The 24,206-nt window shown below is 43.3% G+C and carries 23 protein-coding genes and 2 pseudogenes; 9 read left to right on the top strand and 16 right to left on the bottom strand.

Annotated elements, in window-relative coordinates:
• Nucleotides 1-4: 4 nt before the first annotated feature.
• A complete protein-coding gene (locus FD723_RS17550; protein WP_179066464.1) occupies nt 5-958 on the top strand; it encodes an ABC transporter permease in 954 nt (317 codons plus the stop codon).
• A gap of 73 nt (nt 959-1,031) precedes the next feature.
• Here the strand turns inward: FD723_RS17550 and FD723_RS17545 are convergent, their stop codons facing one another.
• The 8 genes from FD723_RS17545 to FD723_RS17510 all read right to left on the bottom strand — a co-directional run bounded on the left by FD723_RS17545 (nt 1,032) and on the right by FD723_RS17510 (nt 8,354).
• The gene (locus tag FD723_RS17545; protein WP_179066463.1) at nt 1,032-1,535 is read right to left on the bottom strand and encodes a GNAT family N-acetyltransferase; all 504 of its coding nucleotides are present in this window, start codon (nt 1,533-1,535) and stop codon (nt 1,032-1,034) included.
• 40 nt (nt 1,536-1,575) lie between these two features.
• Nucleotides 1,576-3,321: a peptide ABC transporter substrate-binding protein gene (locus FD723_RS17540; protein WP_179066462.1), complete on the bottom strand. Its 1,746-nt coding sequence runs from the start codon at nt 3,319-3,321 to the stop codon at nt 1,576-1,578.
• 268 nt (nt 3,322-3,589) lie between these two features.
• On the bottom strand, nt 3,590-4,195 hold the full coding sequence (locus FD723_RS17535; RefSeq protein WP_179066461.1) for a nitroreductase family protein: 606 nt from the start codon (nt 4,193-4,195) through the stop codon (nt 3,590-3,592).
• 359 nt (nt 4,196-4,554) lie between these two features.
• Nucleotides 4,555-5,508: an isoaspartyl peptidase/L-asparaginase gene (locus FD723_RS17530; protein ID WP_179066460.1), complete on the bottom strand. Its 954-nt coding sequence runs from the start codon at nt 5,506-5,508 to the stop codon at nt 4,555-4,557.
• Between the two features lie 125 nt (nt 5,509-5,633).
• On the bottom strand, nt 5,634-5,789 hold the full coding sequence (locus FD723_RS17525) for a DUF2256 domain-containing protein (RefSeq protein WP_084227147.1): 156 nt from the start codon (nt 5,787-5,789) through the stop codon (nt 5,634-5,636).
• 749 nt (nt 5,790-6,538) lie between these two features.
• Nucleotides 6,539-6,841, bottom strand: coding sequence for a hypothetical protein (locus FD723_RS17520; RefSeq protein WP_179066459.1), 303 nt, complete (start codon nt 6,839-6,841; stop codon nt 6,539-6,541).
• 35 nt (nt 6,842-6,876) lie between these two features.
• On the bottom strand, nt 6,877-7,638 hold the full coding sequence (locus FD723_RS17515; RefSeq protein ID WP_179066458.1) for a Uma2 family endonuclease: 762 nt from the start codon (nt 7,636-7,638) through the stop codon (nt 6,877-6,879).
• Between the two features lie 62 nt (nt 7,639-7,700).
• On the bottom strand, nt 7,701-8,354 hold the full coding sequence (locus FD723_RS17510) for a hypothetical protein (RefSeq protein WP_179066457.1): 654 nt from the start codon (nt 8,352-8,354) through the stop codon (nt 7,701-7,703).
• Between the two features lie 178 nt (nt 8,355-8,532).
• Between FD723_RS17510 and FD723_RS17505 the strand changes: the two genes are divergently transcribed.
• The 4 genes from FD723_RS17505 to FD723_RS17490 all read left to right on the top strand — a co-directional run bounded on the left by FD723_RS17505 (nt 8,533) and on the right by FD723_RS17490 (nt 13,798).
• Nucleotides 8,533-10,017 carry an ATP-binding protein gene (locus tag FD723_RS17505; RefSeq protein WP_179066456.1) on the top strand — a complete coding sequence of 495 codons (1,485 nt, stop codon included), beginning with the start codon at nt 8,533-8,535 and terminating at the stop codon, nt 10,015-10,017.
• Nucleotides 10,002-11,168, top strand: coding sequence for a sigma-54 dependent transcriptional regulator (locus tag FD723_RS17500; RefSeq protein ID WP_179066455.1), 1,167 nt, complete (start codon nt 10,002-10,004; stop codon nt 11,166-11,168). The genes FD723_RS17505 and FD723_RS17500 overlap by 16 nt, the downstream gene beginning before the upstream one ends.
• A gap of 357 nt (nt 11,169-11,525) precedes the next feature.
• Nucleotides 11,526-12,281, top strand: coding sequence for a glucose 1-dehydrogenase (locus FD723_RS17495; protein WP_179066454.1), 756 nt, complete (start codon nt 11,526-11,528; stop codon nt 12,279-12,281).
• Between the two features lie 152 nt (nt 12,282-12,433).
• Nucleotides 12,434-13,798, top strand: coding sequence for an RNA polymerase subunit sigma-54 (locus FD723_RS17490; RefSeq protein ID WP_179066453.1), 1,365 nt, complete (start codon nt 12,434-12,436; stop codon nt 13,796-13,798).
• Here the strand turns inward: FD723_RS17490 and FD723_RS17485 are convergent.
• On the bottom strand, nt 13,776-14,963 hold the full coding sequence (locus FD723_RS17485) for an anion transporter (RefSeq protein ID WP_179066452.1): 1,188 nt from the start codon (nt 14,961-14,963) through the stop codon (nt 13,776-13,778). The two genes, FD723_RS17490 and FD723_RS17485, sit on opposite strands and share 23 nt — an antisense overlap.
• 2 nt (nt 14,964-14,965) lie before the next feature.
• Nucleotides 14,966-16,249, bottom strand: coding sequence for an MFS transporter (locus FD723_RS17480; protein WP_179066451.1), 1,284 nt, complete (start codon nt 16,247-16,249; stop codon nt 14,966-14,968).
• Nucleotides 16,250-16,828: 579 nt separating this feature from the next.
• Here FD723_RS17480 and FD723_RS17475 point away from each other — a divergent pair.
• Complete coding sequence (locus FD723_RS17475) at nt 16,829-17,809, top strand: aldo/keto reductase (RefSeq protein ID WP_179066450.1); 981 nt, start codon at nt 16,829-16,831, stop codon at nt 17,807-17,809.
• A gap of 43 nt (nt 17,810-17,852) precedes the next feature.
• On the opposite strand, the gene FD723_RS17470 is transcribed toward FD723_RS17475, so the two are convergent.
• Entirely contained in the window at nt 17,853-18,710 is an 858-nt protein-coding gene (locus FD723_RS17470; protein ID WP_179066449.1) for a class I SAM-dependent methyltransferase, read from the bottom strand.
• 11 nt (nt 18,711-18,721) lie between these two features.
• Nucleotides 18,722-18,904, bottom strand: a pseudogene (locus FD723_RS44155) (hypothetical protein); the annotation flags it as partial.
• 212 nt (nt 18,905-19,116) lie between these two features.
• Here FD723_RS44155 and FD723_RS17465 point away from each other — a divergent pair.
• Nucleotides 19,117-20,085, top strand: a complete 969-nt coding sequence (locus FD723_RS17465) for a TauD/TfdA family dioxygenase (protein WP_179066448.1) — start codon at nt 19,117-19,119, stop codon at nt 20,083-20,085.
• A 59-nt stretch (nt 20,086-20,144) separates the two neighbouring features.
• Here FD723_RS17465 and FD723_RS17460 read toward each other — a convergent pair.
• A pseudogene (locus FD723_RS17460) lies at nt 20,145-20,270 on the bottom strand (transposase); the annotation flags it as partial.
• 58 nt (nt 20,271-20,328) lie between these two features.
• Here FD723_RS17460 and FD723_RS17455 point away from each other — a divergent pair.
• The gene (locus FD723_RS17455) at nt 20,329-20,484 is read left to right on the top strand and encodes a hypothetical protein (protein WP_179063513.1); all 156 of its coding nucleotides are present in this window, start codon (nt 20,329-20,331) and stop codon (nt 20,482-20,484) included.
• A 299-nt stretch (nt 20,485-20,783) separates the two neighbouring features.
• On the top strand, nt 20,784-21,197 hold the full coding sequence (locus FD723_RS17450) for an META domain-containing protein (RefSeq protein ID WP_179066447.1): 414 nt from the start codon (nt 20,784-20,786) through the stop codon (nt 21,195-21,197).
• A 343-nt stretch (nt 21,198-21,540) separates the two neighbouring features.
• Here the strand turns inward: FD723_RS17450 and ssuE are convergent, their stop codons facing one another.
• The 3 genes from ssuE to ssuD are packed head-to-tail and all read right to left on the bottom strand — an operon-like array spanning nt 21,541 to nt 23,930.
• Nucleotides 21,541-22,107 (bottom strand): NADPH-dependent FMN reductase, encoded by a 567-nt coding sequence (ssuE, locus tag FD723_RS17445; protein WP_179066446.1) that lies wholly within the window; start codon nt 22,105-22,107, stop codon nt 21,541-21,543.
• Nucleotides 22,104-22,742: a carbonic anhydrase gene (locus FD723_RS17440; RefSeq protein ID WP_179066445.1), complete on the bottom strand. Its 639-nt coding sequence runs from the start codon at nt 22,740-22,742 to the stop codon at nt 22,104-22,106. The genes ssuE and FD723_RS17440 overlap by 4 nt, the downstream gene beginning before the upstream one ends.
• Nucleotides 22,743-22,769: 27 nt before the next feature.
• Nucleotides 22,770-23,930, bottom strand: a complete 1,161-nt coding sequence (gene ssuD / locus FD723_RS17435) for an FMNH2-dependent alkanesulfonate monooxygenase (protein ID WP_179066444.1) — start codon at nt 23,928-23,930, stop codon at nt 22,770-22,772.
• Nucleotides 23,931-24,206: the final 276 nt, after the last annotated feature.

Genomic DNA, 24,206 nt, shown 5'->3' with positions numbered 1-24,206 from the left:
ACTTATGTTGAAACGATCGCCTAATCAAAGTTCAGAACTATCCAAACTTTCAGTTTATCCAGCATCAACAAATATTGTTTCCAAGTCAGAAACGCCCACAAAAGAAGCATGGCGCAAGTTTCGTCGTAATCGTCAGGCGATGTTTGGTATTGTAGTCTTGCTGATTATAGTGTTAAGTGTTTTGTTGGGGCCATTTATTTATAATATTCCCATCAACAAAATTGACTTTGCTAAATCTACTCTTGCTCCCAGTTGGGCGCATCCATTTGGTACTAATGATTTAGGTCAAGATATATTAGCAAGAGTATTGTATGGCGGACGAATATCGATCGCAGTGGGAATTTTCTCGATGTCAGTAGCCATAACTCTCGGTACACTCATCGGCGCACTCTCTGGTTTTTATGGCGGCTGGCTGGATATTGCTTTAATGCGTTTGACAGATTTGTGTTTAGCTTTACCACGGCTACCATTATTATTACTGGTAATATTTTTGTTTCGGGATGCGATTAAAGCGATCGCAGGCCCAGAATTAGGTATATTTGTGTTGATAGTACTAGTAATTGGTGGACTTAACTGGATGTCTGTAGCCAGATTAGTCCGAGCCGGTTTTTTGACAGTGCGGGAGTTAGAATTTGTCACAGCAGCACGCGCCCTTGGTGCTTCCCCTAGTCGATTGATTTGGATTCATATTTTGCCCAACGTGATTAGTCCAGTACTAGTTGCTGCTACTCTTTCAGTAAGTACTGCGATCGTTACTGAATCAACCCTGAGTTTTTTTGGTCTAGGTTTTCCCCCTGATGTCCCAACTTGGGGAAGAATGCTTTATGAAGCGCAAAATTTTTTAGAATTTGCTCCCCACATGGTTATTTTCCCTGGTACAGCAATATTTCTCACCGTGCTAAGTATCAACTATATAGGTGATGCTTTACGAGATGCGCTAGATCCTAGATTGTCTTAAAATTTAATGTTGAGCCAATCTTCAATAGCATCTTTTAAATTAGTCAACACTTCCTCGATAGTATCCCCTTCAATTACAATTTTTTGTTCATCTTAACAGATGGCATTTTTAGACCAGAACGCAAGATATATTCTTCAAAACCTTCATTTACATAACCATTAACTTTATAAAACGGTTCAGCATTGAGCGAAGCGTTCAAATGTAATTCCGACAATCCTTGCTCACGTGCTAAGTGTTCTAACTCTTGAAGTATTACACTTCCCACTCCAGAACGACCAAAATTCGGAGACACATACACTGCACGTAATTCACTATTTATAATAACAATTGCACCGAATCCCACAATTTGGCTATTAATTTCTGCCACGATTCGGGTTTCTTCCCCAACAACAGTATTATCTGCAAAAGCCTTAATTTTAGAAGGCGTAATTGGAGATGCCCAATCTTGAATAATTTCCTTTGGATAATACGATGAAGCAGTTCCATGAATTGCTGCTCGATGTACCTTTAAGACGCTCTCTGCATCTGATGGCAAACAACGGCGTACTTTTATATCTGACTTTACAACTTGCGACATGATATTCTCCTCATAAAAGATTTCTCTGTTTTATCAAAACTTACTGTAGCCGCCAATCCTTAATATTCCAAGTACGATCATCCCAAGGTGTTGCATCTATACCAGTGAGTCTGTTACTTACTCCATTAACATTAGCGCGAGAAATTAGAGGAATCACAGCTTGCTCTTTAATTAACAAATCATTCATTTGAATAAATAATTGCCGACGTTTTTGTGGGTCTAGCTCTGTATTAGACTGTTGCCAAAGCTTGTCATATTCAGGGTTGCAGTAACGAGAACTATTCGGTTTCGACCAATTATTTTTCTTCTGGGGAATCTCATTACAAGTCCACGCCTTTAGATAAGTACCTGGGTCTGGATTACTATTGCCACTACTAAACATTTGCAAATCAGCGTTAAAGTGAGCAAGAGTATCTGGGTTAGCGGGGTCACTAGAAAAGAAAATACTTGAATCGATACTCTTGAGTTCTACCCCCACGCCAATGGAGGTTAGCGATTGTTTAATGATTTCCTGCGTTTTCTGGCGGACTGGGTTGGCAGAAGTCTGAAACAAAACCTTCAGTTCTACACCATTTTTATCCCGAATGCCGTTGCCATTGGTGTCTTTCCATCCAGCTTCATCGAGCAAATCAGCAGCTTTTTTCAGATTAAATTCATATTTGTTATTAGGCGAATTATAGATATCTGGTGCTACTAAGATATTTGTCACAGCACGGCCAGTTTGACCATATAATTGTTGGTTAATAGTATCACGATCAATAGCATAATTAAGAGCCTGACGCACTTTCAAGTCTTTAAAAAATGGATGGGGGAACTCTAAGCTAGAACGTTCACCATCTTTTGTTTGCTTGTTAGGATCAGTCTGATTAATCGCAATCCGCTCTAAAAAAGAGCCGAAGCTGATATCTAATTTTCCTTTTCCTGCTGCCTCCAACTGCTTAAGGATTGGAGCTTCTACTTGGAGATTCCAAGCAAAATCTACATCTCCAGTCTGCAATACGGCTCTAGCAGCAGAAACAGCATCCCCACCACCTTTAAGTTCTACTCGTTTAAAGAAAGGTTTATTAGCTTCCCGGAAAAAGGAATTAGCTTCATAGATAACAATGTCACCAGGTTTGAAATCAACGACTTTATAAGGGCCAGTACCGACAGGAATTAGATTAGCTGGAGCTTCCCTAGCTTTGCTACCGCTGTATGGCTCAAAGATATGACGAGGTAGGATTGGTCCATTGGAACCAATAAACGGCAGCGACCAAGCCGGGTTAGGATTTTGGAAATTGATTTTAACGGTGTAGTCGTCAATAGCTTCGACGCTTTTGATAGCTTGATAATTTGCAGCAGTAGTTGCACCTACTGCTGGATTACTAACAAATTGGTAAGTAAACACCACATCCGCAGCAGTGAAAGGTTTACCATCAGACCATTTGACTCCTTGTTTGAGTTTCCAAGTTACTGATTTACCATCTTTGGCGACTCCACCATTCTCTAAAGATGGGATTTCTGCTGCTAGAAAAGCAACTAGCTTACCATCTTTATCAAAGCTGGCTAGAGGTTCATAAGTAATTCGACTGGCTTCAAAGTCTTTGCTACCTTGAGCCAAATGGGGATTGAGAATAGTTGGTGCTTGCCAATAAAGAAGCCGTAAGGTATCGCTAGCAGCACTACTTGTCGCTGCTGGAGTAGAGGTAGTTGGAGATTCAGTCTTTGGCGTAGAACAAGCACTTAGCAACAATATACTAAGTAACGAACCAGCAAAAATCTGACCCCTACTGAATTTATTATTCATAATTTTAGGGAGCTAAAATAATTAAGCTATTGGTTGAAGAAGAATTCAGAAATCAGAAATCAGAATTCAAGAGCGGAGCCGGAGACGCTCCGCCTCCGGTCAGAATCAAGATGTGATGCTCTCTACGTTCGCACGGCGTGTCGCAGACAGACGCTAAAACCCTCAAAGGGTGTTCTGACTCCTGACTCCTGAACTCTGTTTTGATAAATTTGTTAATCGTAGAGACGCAAAGTTTTTCCCAAGGAAGTTTCGCATCTCTACAACCTAATTAATTATTCAATAAAGGTGAACTATTTCCCCACTGTCCAGTAAAGACAAATTCCTTTAAAGGTTTGCGGACACGGGCTGCTAGTTCCCGTTCGCGCAGTCCCTCAGAAAGAGTCTCTGGATCGCCAGGATAGCCAACTGTGACGACAGTAGCAGGTTCGTAGTCATCTGGAATTTGGTATAGTTCCCTGGCGCTGTCTGCATTAAATCCAGCTATTTGATGGGCAAACAAACCGAAAGAAGTTGCTTGAAGAATGAGGTTTTCTAATGCTAAACCAACATCGTGAAATGCGTGTCGATTTGCTTTGCCATCTTCAGAGCGGACTTTAGCAACAGCCAGGATTAAGATGGGAGCATTTTTCGCCCACCCTTGATTAAACTCAACCAGAGTACTGAGTAGACGGTTATATTCCGTCGGTTCGTCTTTGGTAGCAACAATAAAACTCCAAGGCTGATAATTGTAGGAAGAAGGGGCCCAACGAGCGGCTTCTAGCAGAGATAGAAGCTTATCTTGCTCTACGGGACGGTCGGCAAAGGCTCTAGGACTCCAGCGACTACGGATGAAGTCATGAACAGGATATTGCGTTTGTGCAAGTTTCTCAGTCATGTTAATGGATTTCCTCGTTTTTACTCGTAATGCACTACTGATTGCTTATAAAGAGCCTTCAACGGCTGGCAACCGTCAAAAAAAGCTTTTTTCAGATAATGAAGTTTATACTACGATAAATCGATAAAAAATTAGTAGTTTATTTATATAAAAATTACTGTGCGTAAAATCAATAAAATAAACAAGCGCCGCCAATCCGGTGATTTTTACTTGCATATTGCAGAATTAATGGATATTCTGCAATATGCAAGTGGCACTGAAAAGAGCGGTACTATGAGCTTGTAAGGGTGTTATAAAACCCAATAATTAGTTGCAATGGCTTACCAGCAAGAAACTTTAGCCTCAGCGCTGGAACTGATTTAACAATAGCCAATCAACTCACTATCATTCCATTCCAAGGTGTCGCCAATTTTTTCGCCGTTGTGGTAGGCGGCGAGTAAGATTTCGCTAGTTTTACCCCAAGCGATCGCTCCACTAGCATCTAAGGCGATCGCTCCTAAATCCCGTTTGTTCTGGTGCGCTTCTGCAAGCGATCGCTGCATGGCATCCTTCAAAGACATCCCATCAGTGACACGCACTACAATCCGTGCAGCTAAACACTCATCAATAATATCTTCGCCAATGCCAGTACAACTTACACCAGCATTACTAGTAGCATAATTACCTGCGGGCATGGCAGAATCACTTACCCTTCCAATCCTTTCAAAGCCCTTACCACCAGTAGAAGTGCCAGCAGCTAACTTACCATAAGTATCTAAGGCTACTACACCGATAGTACCGCGTCCGGCATTGCTGGTTTCTAAAAGTTCGGGTTCTGCTACCACGCCAGCCATTGTACTTTTAAAATTATCTTGGCGCTCTTGTATCCACTCTTGTAATCGCAAATCGGTTAAAGCGTTATAGCTGGGAATTTGCATTTCCCGCGCCAACTCAGCCGATCCAAAATCTGATAGCACTCGGTCTGGTGAACTTTGTAAAAACTGTGCTAAATCAATGGGATTTTTCACCCGTGAGATATTAATAACACCACTAAACCGCCCTGATGCACCATCCATCAGGGAAGCACTCATACGGATTTGACCATCAGATTGCAATACTGAACCAGTACCAGCATTAAAGCGGGGGTTATCTTCAAGCATTTGGCAACCCTGCACCACTGCCTCAGAGGCAGGCGATCCTGACAATAGCAGAGAATAGACTTCTTCTACTACTGTATGGAGCGATCGGCGCACCGCCTCCAATCCTCCTTTACCGTGGAGAGAACTACCAGCCCCACCATGAATAATTAATTTAGGTTGCACCTGTAACTCCATTAATCTCTTGCGCTATTTGCGTCTGTGTTGCGGTTAGTTTCATTAGGGACTGGGGATTAGGGATTGGGGATTGGGTATTGGGAAGAATTCATTCCCTAGTTCCCAGTCCCCAGTCCCCAGTCCCTTTAAGTTTGCGCTTCAGAACGGCGACGACGACAACGTTCTGAGCAGTATTTCACATCGTCCCAGCAATCCTGCCACTTTTTACGCCATGTAAAAGGACGTTGACATACCGGACAGATTTTTGTCGGTAGGTCAGATTTAGAACGAACACGTCCCATATAAATACTGTCTATACGATAATTTTATTTCTGAGATATGTGGAAGATAATTATAACCCAATACAGTTCAGAATGAGCAACAAAACACTTGCATAGACGGCGATTTATCGCGTCTCGAAAACCCAAAATTGTTGCTAGTAGCCCTTAACCCAAGCATATTGATTTATCACCATTCTCGCAATCATAAGTGGAACGTGGGAATCGGAAGAAGATATTGAAAATTACGCTATCAGCAAGCATACATTAGATTCTTCTCATCCCTTCTGTCAAGGGTAATTGAGTTACTCTAAGCCTAGTACTTTTAATTCTCAATACTGCTTAATTCCTAACCGAGAAATATTCCCATCTCTCGACTTTACCCAAGTAGGGCGATCGCGTCAAGATTCCAAATATTTTTGTTGATTAATCATTGGGCGGTTAATTAGACAGATGATGAGAAGCTTATATATTAGCTGCCTCCACTATCACCACTGCCGTCACTTGTGCTGGGAGAAGATTCAGAAGGTTGAGAATCTTGTCCATAGTTACCTTTTAACTTAGGTTGTTCATTGGGCAAAAACTTATCAGAAGGTTCAGATATTACATTAGGTGTATTCTCAGATAAGTTTGATCCATCTCGATTTTGCTCATAATTACCTTTTAGTTGAGTCTTTTCTTTCTCTGTATCTTGAGTTTTTAAAGTAAGATCATCAACCTTGGCAAGACCTAGACTTTTTTTGTCGCAGGGTTTTGAGTTTCATCAGATGGACTTATATCGTTTGTGGACTTAAGTCATTGGAAGAAATAGGTTTTTCTGGTGCAAAATTCGCTTTGTTGTTTTGCAGCTGTTCTAGATACTGTGTAATCTGTTGTCTCTTCTGTGGCTCTTGCTCGGTTTCTAGTGCTATATTAGCTCGTTGAATCAAAGGATCGTATCTGTTGCTACTAGAAGTATTACTTTGCTTATCAACAGTTACCTCTGGCTTAGTATGCCCAGAGGCATCTGTAGCACTTCTAACTTGAGCATCTGGATTTTGGAATTTACCTGGACTACCTGGAATTTCTGGCGGCATTGATTTTCCTCTTGAAGATTGGGGATTTTATAATTTCACAACAAATCTGGATTCTCACCCAATTCTCTTAATTTAGCCGCTAAACGTTCGGCTCTTGCTTTTGTTTCTTCCTCGCGTGCTTTCGCTTCTTCCTCTCGTGCTTTTGCAGCTTCTTCTGGTAATAGAACTAAATTGCCTGCTACATCATAAAATCGCAACCAGATCGCCGTTTCTCTGTCTATGGTTCCTTCCCAAGTTCCTAACCAGAAATTTAAACGTCTACACCATAGCCAATTGCGCTCATTTGAAGTCAAAGGCTGGTATTGTTGATTATCATCTAAATGCCATCCCTGCAAAGAATTAGGATCAAAGGGATCATAGACAAAATAATCTGAGGTATGAAAAGTTTGTTCGTAAAGATTTTTCTTAATGCTTTTGTCTATTGCTGCGGTTGATGGTGACATTAATTCCACAATTACGTCGGGATAACGCCCATTTTCTTCCCACACTACCCAACCTTGTCTGGAATTATTACCGTCAACATTCAGCACCGCAAAAAAATCTGGCCCGCGAAAGTCACGGTTACGAACTTGGGTACTGCTGTAGTAAATAAACATATTTCCCCCAGTAAAATAATCATTGCGATCATTCCAAGCCTGCTGCAATGACCGAATGAGGACATTCATAGCAATCCGGTGGCGATTAGATTCCAAGGGTTCACCATCATCAAATATTAAATCTGTAGGTGGCATGGGAGGTTCCCAATCCACAACGGCTGTAGGTTGCAATATCGCTGCTGGATTATTTTCAGTAGTCATGAGCGATCGCCTTTTGTCATTAAGCCTTAAAATTCCATCTTAATCTGGGAGTTGGGGACTAACTAAGGTTTTTTAGGAAGTAGTGGAGCGATGCTTACGACAGGCGGCGTCAACGCTACATTCTGTCCATTTATGGTTAATTGCGTTGCTTCGATGACTTGTCCATAGCTGTTGCGGCTACCAAAACCTTGAACTTGAACTTTGTCGTTTCCTTGAATCATAATGACTAGTTGTTCGCCGACATGAGGCGGAAATTTTACCTGAAGTCCATTTTTGAGTAGTAAACCATCTACTCTGCCTTCGGGATTAAGTAAATATTGTTGCACTATGCCAGTGTAGGTTACAGCGTAGCCATCAGTTGCAGGCGCATTAGGAACAACCGGACTTTCTAAATTAGCGATCGCCCCAGGCAATATCTGTCCTCTCATCGCTGACTGCTGGTTGAGGGTAAAATAAGCCCAAACACCAGCACAAGCGATCGCAACTCCGGCGACTCCACTGCTCAAAATCAACCGTAAGTTGCGGCGGCGAGTCTGTTTGATCCGCATAAGTTGTAATGCCTCCTGAAGATTGTCTGGAGAAATGCCCGCCTCTGTAGCAGCTTGAACCAGTTCTGAAGGTGCGTAGTCATGGGATTTTTGCCCTTGGAGTTGTGCTGCTAAGGCAAATAGTTCTGTAGCTGTTTGGTTCGTAATGCGATCGTGAGAGTCCTTCATATTACTGTTTACTGTCTGATAAATTGAGTACTGCTGGTAAGAGTGCATCACCAAAAGTTCGTGTGGGCAAATTACGATAGTGCAAAAATAGTGCCAAAGATATAGGTGAAGTCAAAGCAAATTGAGGAAGATATTAACAATTAAAAATTAAAAATTAACAATTAAAAATCAACGTCTTATGCGCTTGCGACGCTGGACTCTGCGGCAACAACTTACAATTTTGACAGTTCTGTTTCTGAGCCTGAGTGGATTAGCGCTATGGCTAGTTATACAACTATTTGAAAGCTTGGAAGGGACGGTAATTTCCCGTAATCAGGGTGAATTGGCAAGTGCTAATACACGCCTCATCAAATTGTTCTGGGAATCTCGGCTCAATCATACAGAAATCCCTGACGATCGCTTAAATAAGTCGTTACAAGATTTATCAACAGACGCTTTAGTAAATTTTCCCCGTGTCGAAGGGGGTTTTTATCTCCTACAGCGCGATCGCCTGCTGGGATACGCTTTCCCGACTCATGGCGGGCCAGTGCCAAAAACAGACATTCCCCCCAGTGAACAGGACTTAATTTTACAATTGGCACGACAGGCAACTAGTCAGGGTTTACCCCAAGAACTTGTACTGCGTCCAAAGCTCGATATTTTGGTACTGCGAGTAGATCCATTACCCCTTTGGGGATCGGTGTGGACTATGAAACGGATGCCACGTACAGAGGATGGGGGGCAAAAAATTCTCAGTGGGTTGATCGTATTGGGGATTTTAATTGTCGGTATCTGGACATTTGCCATTGCCATGCAACTCCAGTGGGGCGTGCAGAAACTACAGCAGAGTCTCAAGGCGATGGCAACAAATCCGGCAGAACAGATACCGTCTTTACCTGCTGAGATGGGAATTTTAGGAAGTGCAATTAATACAATGCAGTTACGCCGTCAAGATTTGGAACAACGCTTGCGGCGAGTAGAAAAATTGGCTTCATTAGGACAACTGGTAGCAGGTGTTGCTCATGAAGTTCGTAATCCCCTCGCCAGTATGCGGCTAAATTTGCAATATACAGAACGCCAACTACAAAAACAGGCGATTAACCATCTGCCGATTGCCAGTTTGCTCGAACAGGTGGAGCGTTTGGAACATCTGGTGCAAAGACTTTTATATTTTGACCATAATCAACAGGAAATTCCTACAGTAACTTCTTTAGAGGCGATCGCTCAAGAATCAATTGCGTTACTCCGCTTAAAAGCTGAAGAATGCGGCGTTGATTTGCTTTATTTGCCTCCCACCCCATCCTTACCGCAAATGCTCCTTTGTCGTCACGAACTGGGACAGGTATTTGTGAATTTGATTTTGAATGCAATTCAAGCCAGTCCTGAAGGTGAACAGGTGAAAGTTGGAGTTGAGCAGATCGAGAATGGAGAAAAGGATAATTCCTTTTTGCTGGCTTGGGTGGAGGATCGGGGAAAGGGTTTATCTGCTGAGGCTCAAGAGAAAATTTTTGTGCCGTTTTATTCTACCAAGCCAGAAGGAACAGGACTAGGGTTAGCCATTAGCCACGAAATTGTGACACGCAATCAAGGTTATATCGATGTGCAATCTGAACCGGGGTGTACTCGCTTTAGCATTTACTTACCTGTCAACAATAAAGATGAGGCGAAATGGCAAAAATTTTAGTTATTGATGATGAAAAAGCATTGCGACAGGCGATCGCCCAAATTTTGCACAGTGAAGGGCATGAGGTGCTAGAAGCAGCTGACGGAGAACAGGGATTAAAGCTGTTACAAAACCCTGAAACTCATCTGGATTTAGTATTTCTCGATTTGAAAATGCCCAAAACTCAAGGGATGACTGTGTTAAAGCAATTAGAGCAAAAGCGGTTTGAGTTGCCTGTGATTGTGATGACAGCCTATGGAACCAGTCGCACGGCAATCGAAGCTATGCAGTTAGGCGCTTACGATTACTTGACTAAACCATTTGATTTAGACGAACTGGTAAATTTAACGACAAAAGCATTAGCCCATCATCAAGAGCCATTGTATCAGGTTGGTGAGTCTACCTTGCAAGGAGGACAGGAGGAATTATTAGGGCGATCGCAACCGATGCAATCAGTCTTCAAGCTCATTGGTCGTCTTGCCCCCACTGATACAATCGTTCTCATTACTGGAGAATCTGGCACTGGTAAAGAATTGGTTGCTTCCACACTTCATGCAGCCAGTCCCCGCAGCAAAGCGCCATTAGTGAAAGTTAACTGTGCTGCATTACCAGAACATTTATTAGAAGCAGAATTATTTGGACACGAAAAAGGAGCATTTACCGGCGCAAATCACCTGCGAATTGGACGGTTTGAGCAAGCAAATAGCGGCACAATTTTTTTAGATGAAATTGGCGAACTTAGTTTAACTATTCAAGGTAAACTCCTGCGGGTGTTACAAGATTGTTCCTTTGAACGTCTGGGGAGCAATCAGACACACACAGTCAACGTGCGGATTATTGCCGCAACCAATCGCAATTTAGAGCTGATGGTGCGGCAAAACCAGTTTCGGGAAGACCTTTTTTATCGTCTAAACGTCGTGCGGTTGGAGTTACCACCCTTGCGCGATCGCCCAGAAGATTTAGAACAACTTACCCAACATTTTCTCAGTACCACTGCTTTGCGACGGGGATTCAAACGGTTGGCGCTGGCTGAGTCGGCGATGAAAAAGCTGAGGGATTATGCTTTTCCTGGTAATGTGCGGGAGTTGCAGAACGCCTTAGAACGAGCAGCGATCCTTTCCGGTGGACGCACAATCTTGCCAGAACATCTTGTCTTTAGCCAGAAGGATTAAGTATAAATCATTTCTGATATAGCAGGGAACTGGGGACTGGAGACTGGGTTGAAAGTCTGTTTGTATATAAGTTTTATCACCAGTTAATGTCCTAACCTCCTAGTCCGTTGCTATAAATCTAAAATCGAATGTCTTTTGTCAATCAGTTAAAATACTCAAATAAGTCTTAAAGATTTAGCCCATGCTGAGTAAAAATACCAGTTCCCAGTCATTCTTTTATTCAAGGCTTTTGAAACTCGTTTCATTGGGACTAGCTTAATTGAAGATGTTGTTGCGATCGCATCAACATCTTTGCTCATTCGAGATGATGCCCACGGATGGCTTTTCAAATTCAACAATCATAGGAAACTCATAACCATGAAAAAACTAGAAGGAAAAGTCGCAATTGTCACAGGTGCCTCCAAAGGAATTGGTGCTGCGATCGCCTTGAATCTGGCAGCTGAAGGTGCAGCCGTTGTTGTCAACTACGCCTCTAGTAAAGAGGGAGCAGATCGCTTGGTTGACAAGATTCTCAGTGATGGCGGTAAGGCGATCGCAGTACAAGCAAATGTTAGCCAAAGGACAGAAATCGAACGTCTGTTTGCAAAGACGCAGGAGACATTCGGCAAGCTCGATATCTTGGTCAATAATGCTGGCATTTACGAGTTTTCCCCGCTCGAAAGCATCACCGAAGAACACTTCCACAAGCACTTTGATCTCAATGTGCTGGGATTAATTCTCACCTCACAACAAGCCGTCAAGCACTTCGGTTCAGAGGGTGGCAGCATTATTAACATCAGTTCGATTGTTAGTACCCTCACGCCTGCAAATGCCTCAGTCTACAGCGGTACTAAAGCTGCTGTCGATGCTATAACAAAGTCCCTGGCCAAGGAATTGGGTTCGCATCACATCCGCGTCAATTGCATCAATCCTGGCATGGTGGAAACGGAGGGTACGCACACAGCAGGAATATCCACAGCCGACAGTCAAGGCCGCCAACAGATTGAAGCACAAACCCCACTTGGTCGCATTGGACAACCGCAAGACATTGCACCTGCTGTTGTTTTTCTTGCGTCCTCCGATTCCGCCTGGATTACTGGCGAAACACTGTACATCGCGGGTGGACTCCGCTAGCTTTAATGGCATTGAAAAAGGGAATGGGGATTAGGGACTTAACCTCTCACTAATAGACATCTGGTGAAAAATAATGTAGAGACGTAGCAGTGCTACGTCTCTACAAGGGTTCTGGGTAACGCATCTTTAATTTCTGGAGATGTCTAATAGATATGGATACACCTGCATTAACTTCAACTCTTGCTGTAGAAACCCGTTTAGAGACGCAAGCAGTTCTTTATCCAATGCTGCGCCAGTTAGTGCAACTTTTACCTTGGAATCATCAGCGAGTTCGAGAACATTTGCAAGCAGAAGCCAAACACAATCCATTTTTACTGCATCGCAGCCCTAATCATCGGGAAGCATTGCTAGGAGACATTTTACCAAATTGGTATAGTCCAGTGGCAATGGAAACAAGCTTACAAGAACATCTGCGTGGGCAAATTGCCGCTTTAGATTTGCCACTCAAACAGCAAGATGCAATATTACACCTCATGCAGTGGCTTTCACCCTCCGGCTATCTAGAAGAATCGCCCCAAATCTGGGCAACAGGAAGCGGTTGGAACGCCAGGGAGTTAGAAGCGGTTGTGTCACATTTACAAAGCCTCGATCCACCAGGGATTGGGGCGCGATCGCTCCAAGAATGTCTGCAATTACAGCTTCAAGATCGTCCGAATAGTTTGGCTGCTTTACTGGTGCAAGATTACTTAGCAGATATTGCAGATTGTATTGGTAATTCAACTGAGATCCAGGAACATCAACAATTGTTGTTGGAGAAGTTGCAATTACATACAGAAAGGGTTGCCGTAATCGAATCATCGCTTAATCTGCAAACTTTGAAAGCAGCAATTCAAGAAATTCAGACTCTAGAACCTCGTCCAGGAAGGAACTTTAATTATCAGCCAGTAGCGATCGCCACCCCAGATTTACAAGCCGAACTCAATGCCAAGGGGTGGCAGGTTTCTTTAACTTCTGAAGTGAGTCAAGAGTTTTGTTTGGATGAAGAAGCGATCGCAATGCTAGCCGAATCAAACCAGAAGATGCAAGAAACCCTGCTGCAACAAGCACGAAATTTATTGTCCGCACTAAACCAGTGGCAGGAAAATTTACTTAAAGTCGGGCAATTTTTGGTTAATCGCCAGCAAGCCTTTCTCACAAGTAAAGACAGTTTAGATTTAGTACCAACGCCCCAACAGCTAATTGCTCAATCAGTCGGACTTTCCAATGCTACCATCAGCCGCATTGTGCGCGATCGCTATTTGCTAATTAGCGGCGGGAAAAATCAAATTGTGCCTTTGCAGTCCTTCTGTACTTCTGTTGGCGTTGGTGGACGCACACCGATACAAATTCAACAATTGATTATTCAACTAATTCAACAAGAACCGCCAAATCAACCCTACAGCGACGAACAACTTGCCCAACTATTAAAGCTACAATTTGGAATAGCGATCGCTCGACGGACTGTAGTTAAATACCGAAAACTGGCAGGAATCGCATCTTCTCACGCACGTAAACTTAATAAATCCAAAAATAGGTAAGCACCAAAGTAATAACAGTTAGCGGTAGCCCAAATCGAAAATGTTCTCCAAAAGTGAGCCGATATCCCTGTTTGGCAACAGCCTCCGCCACAATCAAGTTTGCCACCGAACCCAACAGGGTAAGATTTCCTGCCAGTGTTGAAACCGCCGCTAGTAGTAACCAAGTGCGCGTGTCGGGATGGGGAATTAGGTGATGTAGTAGCAGAATAGCCGGCACATTTGACACTAGATTTGATAGCAACGCCGTGATCCCCAAAATGCTCAAGGGATCGTGAACAAAACGAGAAAGCCATCCCAAGGAACCAAGTTTTTGCACACCCTCAGTAAGGATAAATAATCCACAAAACATTAACAGCAAATCCCAATCTACCTTTTGTAAAATTCGCTCAGGTTTGAGGCGACGCGTTACCAGTAATAGTGCGGCAGCAATTAAGGTAACTTCAGCAGTGGGAATTCCAATTAAAAATGCCACTAATAATCCGGTGGTAATTAATAGACTTTTAACTAACAGTGGCTTGAAGATGTGGTAACTAGGTGGTTTGACTTTTAAGTAAGGGCGAAGCGATCGCACTTCTGGATATAACCACCACAGCAAAGCTACCTGAATTGCCAAACATATCAAAGCAAGTGGCGTTAAGGCTTTGGCAAAGTCTAAATAACTAATGCCAGAGAAAGAACCGATCAGAATATTCTGAGGATTACCGCTCAAGGTGGCAACGGAACCGAGATTAGTTGCACCTGCCAGCGCCAGCAAATAGGGAATAGGTTTAAGCTTGAGTAACTGGGTAACACCAACTACCAAAGGTGTCAAAATTAGAGCAATTGTATCATTGAGAAAAAGTGCCGAGAGAATGCCACTGCCAAAAGTTAACACCACCAGTAACCCAAATGGGCTGTGGATGCGACGAATTGTATAATCGAGGGCAAGCTGGAAAAATCCCGAAGCGGCGAGATTGGCGCTGATTACCATCATGCCAAACAGGAAAATTAGGGTTTTGTAGTCAATTGCGCCCCACGCCGCAGGTAAATCTAATACTCCCAATGCCATCAAAAAGGCAGCACCAACAATGGCGATCGTTGCCCGATTCATCCGCAGTCCGGGTAAGTACCCTAGTCCTAAGCCGATGTAGGCAAGGATAATAATCAAATATCGCAGAACTACCATTGCTAAGAATCTCTAAATGTCGCAAGCTCCGACTTAGAGCTTACCGGATAGGGTGTAGATTTAGTTTCGGGCATGAAAAACCAGAAGAAAGCCAAGGCAACTGCTGCGATCGCTGCCATACTTAAAAAGCTGGCGTTGTAGCCAGCAGATTTTGCTATAAAACCAGCCAAGGAATTACTCAGAGATGCCCCAATGCCCACAGCAGTTCCAATTGCTCCCTGTGCCAAATTAAAATGTCCGGTTCCCTTAGTCAAATCGGCAATCACCAAAAGCTGCATTACGCCAAAAATTCCTGCACCTACCCCATCTAATAATTGCACTGACACTAGGAAAAAAGGATTATCGCTGAGGGTATACAGTACGCCGCGAATCGGTAATACTAGAAACGCCAGTAGAAAAATCGGTTTACGTCGATCCTTACTTGCTCGTCGCCCAACCAAAATTCCCAAAGGAATCATCACCAATTGAGCAGTGACAACACAGGCAGACATAAATAACGGCGGACTACCGCCTTTATGGTGAGCCAATACCTCACCTACCAAGGGTAGCATTGCAGCGTTGGCAAAGTGGAACAGCACTGCACAGATGGCAAAAATCAGTAGACGGCGATCGCTCAATAGCGTTGTAAATTTAGAAACGTTAACTTTTTCTTTCCGATCTTCCAATCTCTCCTTGCTTTCTGGATCGTCACCCCCTCTTGCTAGTCGATAATTAATATCCTGTTTGCGAATCTTTAAAGCACAGAAAATCACTGCAACTGACATCAGGGCAATAAAGTAGAAAATACCTGCCTGATTCACAAAATGACCGATTAATCCTGCCACAATGGCTGCTATTACATTTCCAGAAGAACTGAGAGTCTGATTGCGCCCAAGGCGATATTCAATCCCCCCTCGTCCAACTAATCCTAGAGAAATTGCCGCGATCGTCGGGCCAAAAAATGCTCCAGCAATGGCACTAAAGGATTGAGATATTGTAATAACGGGCAATGATGGAATAGTCACAGTGGCAATTGAACTGATGGCAATTAACACAGCAGCGATCGTAATTAGCGATCGCTTCTGGCGTAACCGATCAACTAATGCGCCAATGGGTGTTTGAGCAATTACCCCTGTTAACCCTGAAATCGTCATTACCAATCCTACCTGAGCAGGGTTCCATTGCAGACTTGAAGTTAGGTAAACCACTAAAAACGGGCCGACACCGCCCTGAATATCTGCTAAAAATACATTTAACCAATCGAGTGCTTTCAGGCTTTGTTGATGCGTCACCGAACGAGTAACCATATCTTCACTTACTACAAAACTTCATAAAGTTGGGCTATGCAGCTTTAAGTGCAAAAAGCGTGCCAATTCTAATAAAAGGGAAAAGGTTAAAGGGGAAAGGGGAAAGGGATGAACAGGTCGCGCCACTTGCGGGCGTTAGCGGAGCGGGACGCAGTACGGTTTTTACCTTCCCCCCTTCCCCTTCTTCATAAAAAGACTTTCCTCGTTCCCAGTCTCCGACTGGGAATCCCGTCCTAGAGGCTCCGCCTCCCTTGCTGGCGGCTCTGTCGCCAGGAGCAGCATTTTCAGCCTGAGGCTGGAAAGTTTTAAAGCAATACAGTTCAGAATGAGCAACAAAACACTTGTAGAGACGGCGATTTATCGCGTCTCGAAAACCTAACCCAAGCGTATTGGGCTTTAAAGGAGCTTCAGTTTAAGTTGACACCAATGGACACGAGCGCCCTAAGCCTTGGGCGGACAAGATGTCCACCGCACAAGATTGGATAAAGTCTCTCGGTAAATACTTCTAAGAATAGATGACTTGGTGAATAGAAAAGACCTAACCTGATACAGACCTATTACTGACTAGGGTATTATTTTATGACAACCAGGAAACTAGGCAAACAAGGGTTAGAAGTTTCAACTATTGGACTTGGTTGCATGGGAATGTCTGAGTTTTATAGTGGTCGTGATGAAATTGAGGCGATCGCTACAATTCATCGGGCATTAGAACTTGGGGTAAATTTTCTCGACACTGCTGATATGTATGGGCCCTTTACCAACGAGCAATTAGTAGGCAAAGCAATTAAAGATCGCCGAGATCAAGTAGTATTAGCAACTAAATTTGGCAATGTCCGCACTGAAGATGGTGGTTTTAAAGGGGTTAATGGCAGACCAGAATATGTCCATCAAGCTTGCGATGCCTCACTAAAACGTCTGGGAGTTGAAGTTATTGACCTCTATTATCAACATCGGGTAGATCCAACTGTACCCATTGAAGATACTGTTGGGGCAATGGCAGAGTTAGTCAAGCTTGGTAAAGTGCGCTATTTAGGACTTTCGGAAGCTGCGCCAGCTACAATTCGACGAGCGCAAGCAGTTCACCCCATTACTGCACTACAAACAGAATACTCTCTTTGGAGTCGAGAGCCAGAAGATGAAATTTTACCTACTGTGCGGGAATTAGGAATTGGGTTTGTTCCCTATAGCCCATTAGGAAGAGGGTTTTTATCAGGTGCAATCACCAGCCCTGACGATCTTGCACCTGATGACTATCGAAGAAATTCACCTCGCTTTCAAGGTGAAAATTTCTCTAAGAACTTGCAATTAGTGGAGCAAGTTAAGGCGATCGCCACCGAAAAAGGAGTAACTTCTAGTCAGCTTGCACTAGCATGGCTTTTGGCTCAAGGCGAAGATATAGTACCAATTCCGGGTACAAAACGCCGTACTTACTTAGAGGAGAATATTGCAGCTATCGAAATTACTCTGACAGAACAAGATTTGAATCGACTTGAAGCAGTTGCACCAAAAAATGTGGCCGCAGGTGAGCGCTACCCTGATATGAGTACTGTTAACCGTTGATCTAATGGAATGGTGGTGAGGAAGGCAATTATTAACATGAGTGTCATTTGGGTTTGACAAATTTAAGAGTCATGCGATCGCTCTCTCCAATGTTGAGGAAGCGTTGTCTATCCTTTAGACCTTGGCTCAAGATTGGAGGTAGTGTCCAAACTCCGCCTGGATAGTCTTTGGTATCTTTTGGGTTGGCGTTAATCTCTGATTTACCCACCAATTTGAAGCCGGCTTTCTCCACAGCAGCAATTACCCCATCTTCAGACATATAGCCAGTTTTAATACTTTCTTCTAAAGAAGTCCCCGCAAGGGCGCGGTGTTCTTCTACTCCCAAGATGCCCCCTGGCTTGAGTGCTTTATAAGCCGCCGCGTAAACCTGCTCGGCATAGCCAGCTTTGACCCAGTTGTGAATATTGCGGAAGGTAACAACTATGTCTACAGAGTTGTCTGGGGCTAGGGTAAGTTCATTTGGGGGATTGATTTGAGCTACTTTGACCTTACCAAAAATCTCTGGATTAGCTGCTAGTTTTTCTTGGAAAGCCAAAGCGGGTTTACTGGCGCTATTAGCTAAGTTAGTAACTATGAGTTGTCCCTTGGGAGCTAGAAATGGGGCTAATATTTCAGTATACCAGCCGTTCCCTGGCCACAATTCAACTACGGTCACATTTGGGCGCAGACCGAAGAATTCGAGAGTCTGGGCTGGGTGGCGGTACTTGTCTCGGAGGCGATTCTGTTCTGAGCGATGACTGCTGTTGAGTATGGTTTGGAGTGTGGTTGTGCTGTTGAGTGTCGTTTTTTCGCTCTCGTTGGCTAAAACAGTTGGTGGCATTACAGATGCTAATAGCAGGAAAGCTAGAGTCAAGGCTTTCAGTAAGCCTTGGTGAGGGATGGGATTTTGGGCAAATTTCATAGTTGTTGTTTTTATCGCGATCGCCTATTTTTATTTAAAGCTTCACTAATTTTTGTATTAACTTCAGCAATAATCATATAGTTATTGTCCATCGTGGTGCTTTTCATTTTTTGACGGAGACTACGTTTGTAGGAATGTTCACGGTTGAGAGCATTAAAAGCAGTGTGTCTTAAAAGAGAAAAGTTCTCAGGACTGTGGAAAGTTTGATTGCAGCAATCAACTATTGTTCTAGCAGGCTAAAATATGGTAATTATATACTACGGTAAATTGGTAGATTTATCGTATGATAGTAGTTGGAACTGCGATCGCTTCCTTTGGTATGTAGCCATTTGAATACAAGCAACGTATCAGAGTAAACCGACGAGTGCGAACACCGTCCATATCGATCAAACTCTGGAGAATTGACATGAGCAACAAACACATTGAAGTCAAACAAGTAGCAGGTTTCATCGGTGCCGAAATTAGCGGCGTAGATTTGTCGCGCCCTTTGCACGATGATGCAGTCAAAGAAATTCGTCAAGCACTGTTGAAGTGGAAAGTCGTATTCTTTCGTGGTCAAAACATCGATCATGCTGCACAGATTGCATTCACGGCTCGTTTCGGCGAAGTAACTTACGCACATCCCCATGAAGATGAGCCGATTGAAGGCTTTTCAGAAATTCTACCCATTGACCGCAGTCGTTACGAGCGGCGGAATGGTCTACGTCGTTCCAGCTACGAAAGCCGTTGGCACACCGATGTGACAGCAGTTGTCAACCCACCTGCGGCATCGATTTTGCGTGCGGTTAACGTGCCCAACTTCGGTGGTGATACACAGTGGACAAATTTAGTTGCAGCCTACGAGGGTCTGTCAGCACCCCTACGGGCGCTTGCAGACACATTGAAAGCCGAACATCGCTTCAATGCACGTTTGAATTTGCCCAGCAACAGCAAGATTGCCCAGCGCATTGCAGCTAATCCGCTGGTTTCAATCCATCCAGTGGTTCGGGTTCATCCTGAGACTGGTGAGCGCGCATTGTATGTTAACCCTGGCTTCACCTCGCACATTCTTGACGTATCACGACAAGAGAGCGACTTGCTGCTTGAGTTATTCTTCAACCAGATCACCAAGCCCGCCTACACCACCCGCTTCCGTTGGAACAACGGAGATATCGCCTTCTGGGATAACCGCGCTACCTCACATTTAGCCCCTCAGGATTTGGATCATGTGGAAGTTGAGCGTGTACTCTATCGCACTACCATCACAGGTGATGTTCCAGTTGGGCCTGATGGTTTCCGATCGCAAGTGGTTGAAGGTGAGGCCTTCAATAGCGAATTACCAACCATCTTGAAGAAGAAAGCCGAGAATTTGGAAGCAGTACCAGCGCTTTCATAGAGCCTAGCCCTGAGAGGGAAACGACACAAGGGATTTCAATTCCCGTGGTTTTCTCTATATTATCCGTGGTTAGAGTCTTCAATATATCGCCTAACAGTTTCACTACTAACATTGCCTGCTGTGCTTACAAAATAGCTACTTGTCCAGAGTGACGGTAGCTTTTTTAATTGGGGAAACTCTTTGCGTTGTCAATAATAAAATAAAGATGTACTAACCTAACCACCGGAAAACATTAAGCCCATCATGCTAAATTACGATCCATTAGCTTGTTTGCCTTCATCTGAAGAGCTACCTGACTCTGATGACACCCCAGTGGATAACGAATTACAAGATTTAATTCCCGGTTTACTCAAAGCGCTTTTGGCAATGGCTTGGCCTGAACGTTGGCATAGATCCTGATTTAATCTAAATTATCCGTTGCTATAACTAATCAGCGAGCTATCTAAGAAATTATTAAAATTTTATTAAATGCTTTCTTAAGTGTCTTAACTGTCTTAACTGTCCTTGCATTTACATTAAAAGAGTAAGAGTATATATCTGAATCTCAAGAAATTTTACTTAACCCTTAAGTCGAATCTAAATATATTTCCATAATCTACTTAAGGGTTAGGTAAACTTTTTTCTCACTGATGCAATAAAGCTGAACCGAAAGGTTAGGCAATAGATTCTAAAACTAGAATTTCAGGTGAAATGAAACCATGAACATATTTAAGTACATCAAAAAGGCGATCGTTTTTGCTTTGGTCGTATTTAGTTTGAGTTTGGCGCTTCAAAGCCCTAGCTACGCAGCAGGTTTAGAAGGAAAGTGGAAACTTACCTCCTTAAACAATTCTCTTGTTCCTGAACAGTTGCAAATTACAGCTGCATTTGATACTGATGAAAGCGTGATTACAGGCAATGCAGGCCCCATCCCATACTTTGGCTCTTACAAATCAACAGACAATACAATCGAACTTGCAAAAGGTGTAGTAAAACCGCCTATATATTTGGGCCCAGAGCCAGAGGAATATTTTTCTACACTATCTTCAGCCAAGTCTTATGATCTAAGCGGTCAAAAGCTAACAATTAGCAGCGATTCGGGTCGAAAGTTGAGCTTTATTAAAGCTGAATAAAGTTGTGATGCTCTTCTATTAAGAGCGATCGCACTTCGGTTGGGTAAGATATTAGTCTTATCCAACCTATAATATTTTAAAGCTTTCAAATATTAGAAAAAAAGTAGTAGATAAGTAAAATTTACTCATCTACTACAGGTAGAGTTAGGAGACAGCTTGGATATTTACAATATCTTATATGGGAAAAATTAATAAATTTCAGCGATGAATCTCGCTATCAAGTGTAGTTATTGAGAATAAATTTATATTGTTTTATGTTTCTCTGATTAACTTTTAAAAAAAGTAACAGATGGGTAAAAATTACCCCTCTGCTACAAGCAAACGGAGGTATAAACTTGATTATTTAATTGGCATGAACCAATTCTTGAGGCGCTGCGGCATCATAAGCTGCGGCTTTCACAAATTCCTTGAGAACGTCTTTGAGTCTTTGCTCAATTTCCTCATCTAACAAGACACTATTATCAGCTTGTCGTTGAATTTGTTTGTCTACCGCATAAACTGTAGCTAGGATATGCCGCGCTCCTAATTCAGATAACACAGGTTTTAGGGCGTATTCAATTGCCAATAAATGAGCGATCGTTCCACCCAAAGCAATTGGTAACACGGGTTTACCTGTTAATGATTTTTGCGGCAGCAAATCTAGAAATGTTTTTAGCACTCCTGTATAAGCAGCTTTGTAAATTGGGGTGGCAATAATCACACCATCTGCCTTGGCTAATAAAGCTTTTGGCTGTTCTAAAGCTGGGCTGTCGTAACGTCCAAAAACTAAATCTTCAGCAGGCAAATCTCGAACTGAAATAATGTCTACATGCAGGCCTTCTTGTTGTAAAAGCTTGGCAGTGTATTCGACAAGACCGTAAGTTCTAGATGGATGAGTTGGACTACCAGCGATCGCAAGAATATTAGTCATTCAATTAAACTCCCAATTTCTAAAACGGGTTGAGTATGTTTTGTGGTTTTGGTCTGCATAGCTGATGCTGTGTTGACTTTCTCACTCAGACGTTTGTAGGGACGGCGCAAACTCATATTCTCAACTTCCCAAATGTAGCCATGAATAACTACATCCTGGGGAATTAAAGGAGAATTACGCAGTAACTCCACCTGCTGTGTGCAGATTTCATCTACATCGGTAAACGTTTTGATCCATTTGGAAAAAACACCTTTTGGTAGCTTCAATTCTGGCAAAGCAGGATCGATAGTAACTTGATCCACGTCAATACCTTGATTTTGCAATACCTCACTGAGAAAGTCTCCTGATGCTGTCATCATGCCACATTCGGTATGATTAATGACGATGATTTCTTTTGTGCCAAAAAACTGCGTAGTTAACATCGCTGACCGAATCGCATCATCTGTAACTAACCCCCCAGCATTACGGAAAATATGAGCATCTCCTTCACCAATTCCTAATGCTTTCTCCACAGGTAAACGTTCATCCATGCACGCTAGCACCCACAAGCGTTTGTTGTTAGGTATTCCCAACTGACGACGCAATGCCCAAGCTTCTTTTTCTGAAATTTTTTGGTCAATTTGTTGGTGCAGCATGATTGGTAATTTCCTAGTTCTTATTTACTAGGATATGGACGTTGCTCTTTCTTGAGGCTTTTGCTTAGGGAAATCTTCATTCGCCACAATTTCGCCAAATGGACTTAAGACATGTTGCTTCTCCACTGTTGGCAGATTCTCTAATGGCAGGTGGGGAAATAGCAGTTCTGCAACTCGATAAGCTTCTTCTAGGTGGGGATAGCCAGAGAAGATAAAGGACTCAACACCCAAAGCAGCATATTCCAATATTCTGGCTGCTACAGTTTGGGGATCGCCGACTAAGGCTGTTCCCGCACCACCCCGTACTAAACCGACTCCCGCCCATAGATTTGGACTGATTTCTAATGCCTCACGATTACCGTGGTGGAGTTGAGTCATTCGCTGTTGTCCAACTGAATCCATCCGCGCATAAGCTTTTTGAGCTTTAGCGATCGCTTCGTCATCGACATACTTAATCAATTGATTCGCCGCATCCCAAGCTTCACTTGTGGTTTCACGCACAATCACATGTAGGCGAATCCCAAACCGCAAAGTCCGGCCTTCTGATAAAGCAAGTCTGCGAACTGATGCAATTTTCTCGGCTACTTGTGCCGGTGGTTCGCCCCAAGTTAGATAAACATCTACATGTTTAGCAGCAATTTTTTGAGCAACAGGAGAGGAACCGCCAAACCACAAGGGCGGATGCGGCTTCTGAACAGCTGGAAACAATAGTTTCCCATCCTGAATGTTAAAATATTCACCTTGGAAATTAGCTTGTTCACCACTCGCGATCGCTCGCCATACTGTCAAAAATTCATCTGTTAATTCATAGCGCTGATCGTGATCTAAATGCAAGCCATCTCCCGCTAATTCCACGGGATCGCCCCCTGTCACGACATTTATCAGCAAGCGTCCTTCAGAAACGCGATCGAAAGTCGCTGCCATCCGCGCTGCCACTCCAGGCGATACCAAGCCAGGACGAATCGCCACCAAAAAACGCATCCGTCGCGTTAGTGATACCAGCGTTGACGCCATAATCCAAGCATCTTCGCAAGAACGACCAGTAGGCAGCAATGCCCCTGTATAACCAAGGTCATCCACCGCTTGGGCTATCTGCCGCAGATAGGGAAAGCTTACTGCCCGCCCACCTGTAGCCGTTCCAAGGTAACGTCCGTCGCCGTGGGTTGGGATGAACCATAGTAGCTGCATGAATCCTGTCCTTATAAACTACGGTAAGCCTATAGAAATACCGTGCTTTATTTCTAGCTTTAGAGTATCACATATTCTACTTAAGTAAGCAAGAAGTTTTAAAAAACTCCGGTATTCCTATCAGACCAATGTATATTAGGCGGTGTTCAAGAAGCTAGCGATCGAAAAATTGGGGATTGGGCATTGGGCATTGAAAAGAGGCAGAGTGGCAATACTTCTTGGTTAAGGGGAAAGGGGGAAAGGGAAAAGGGAAAGAAAAAACCTTTACCCCAAACC

The organism is Nostoc sp. C052 (assembly GCF_013393905.1).
Lineage (GTDB): Bacteria > Cyanobacteriota > Cyanobacteriia > Cyanobacteriales > Nostocaceae > Nostoc.
This window is presented reverse-complemented; position numbering and strand designations above follow the sequence as displayed.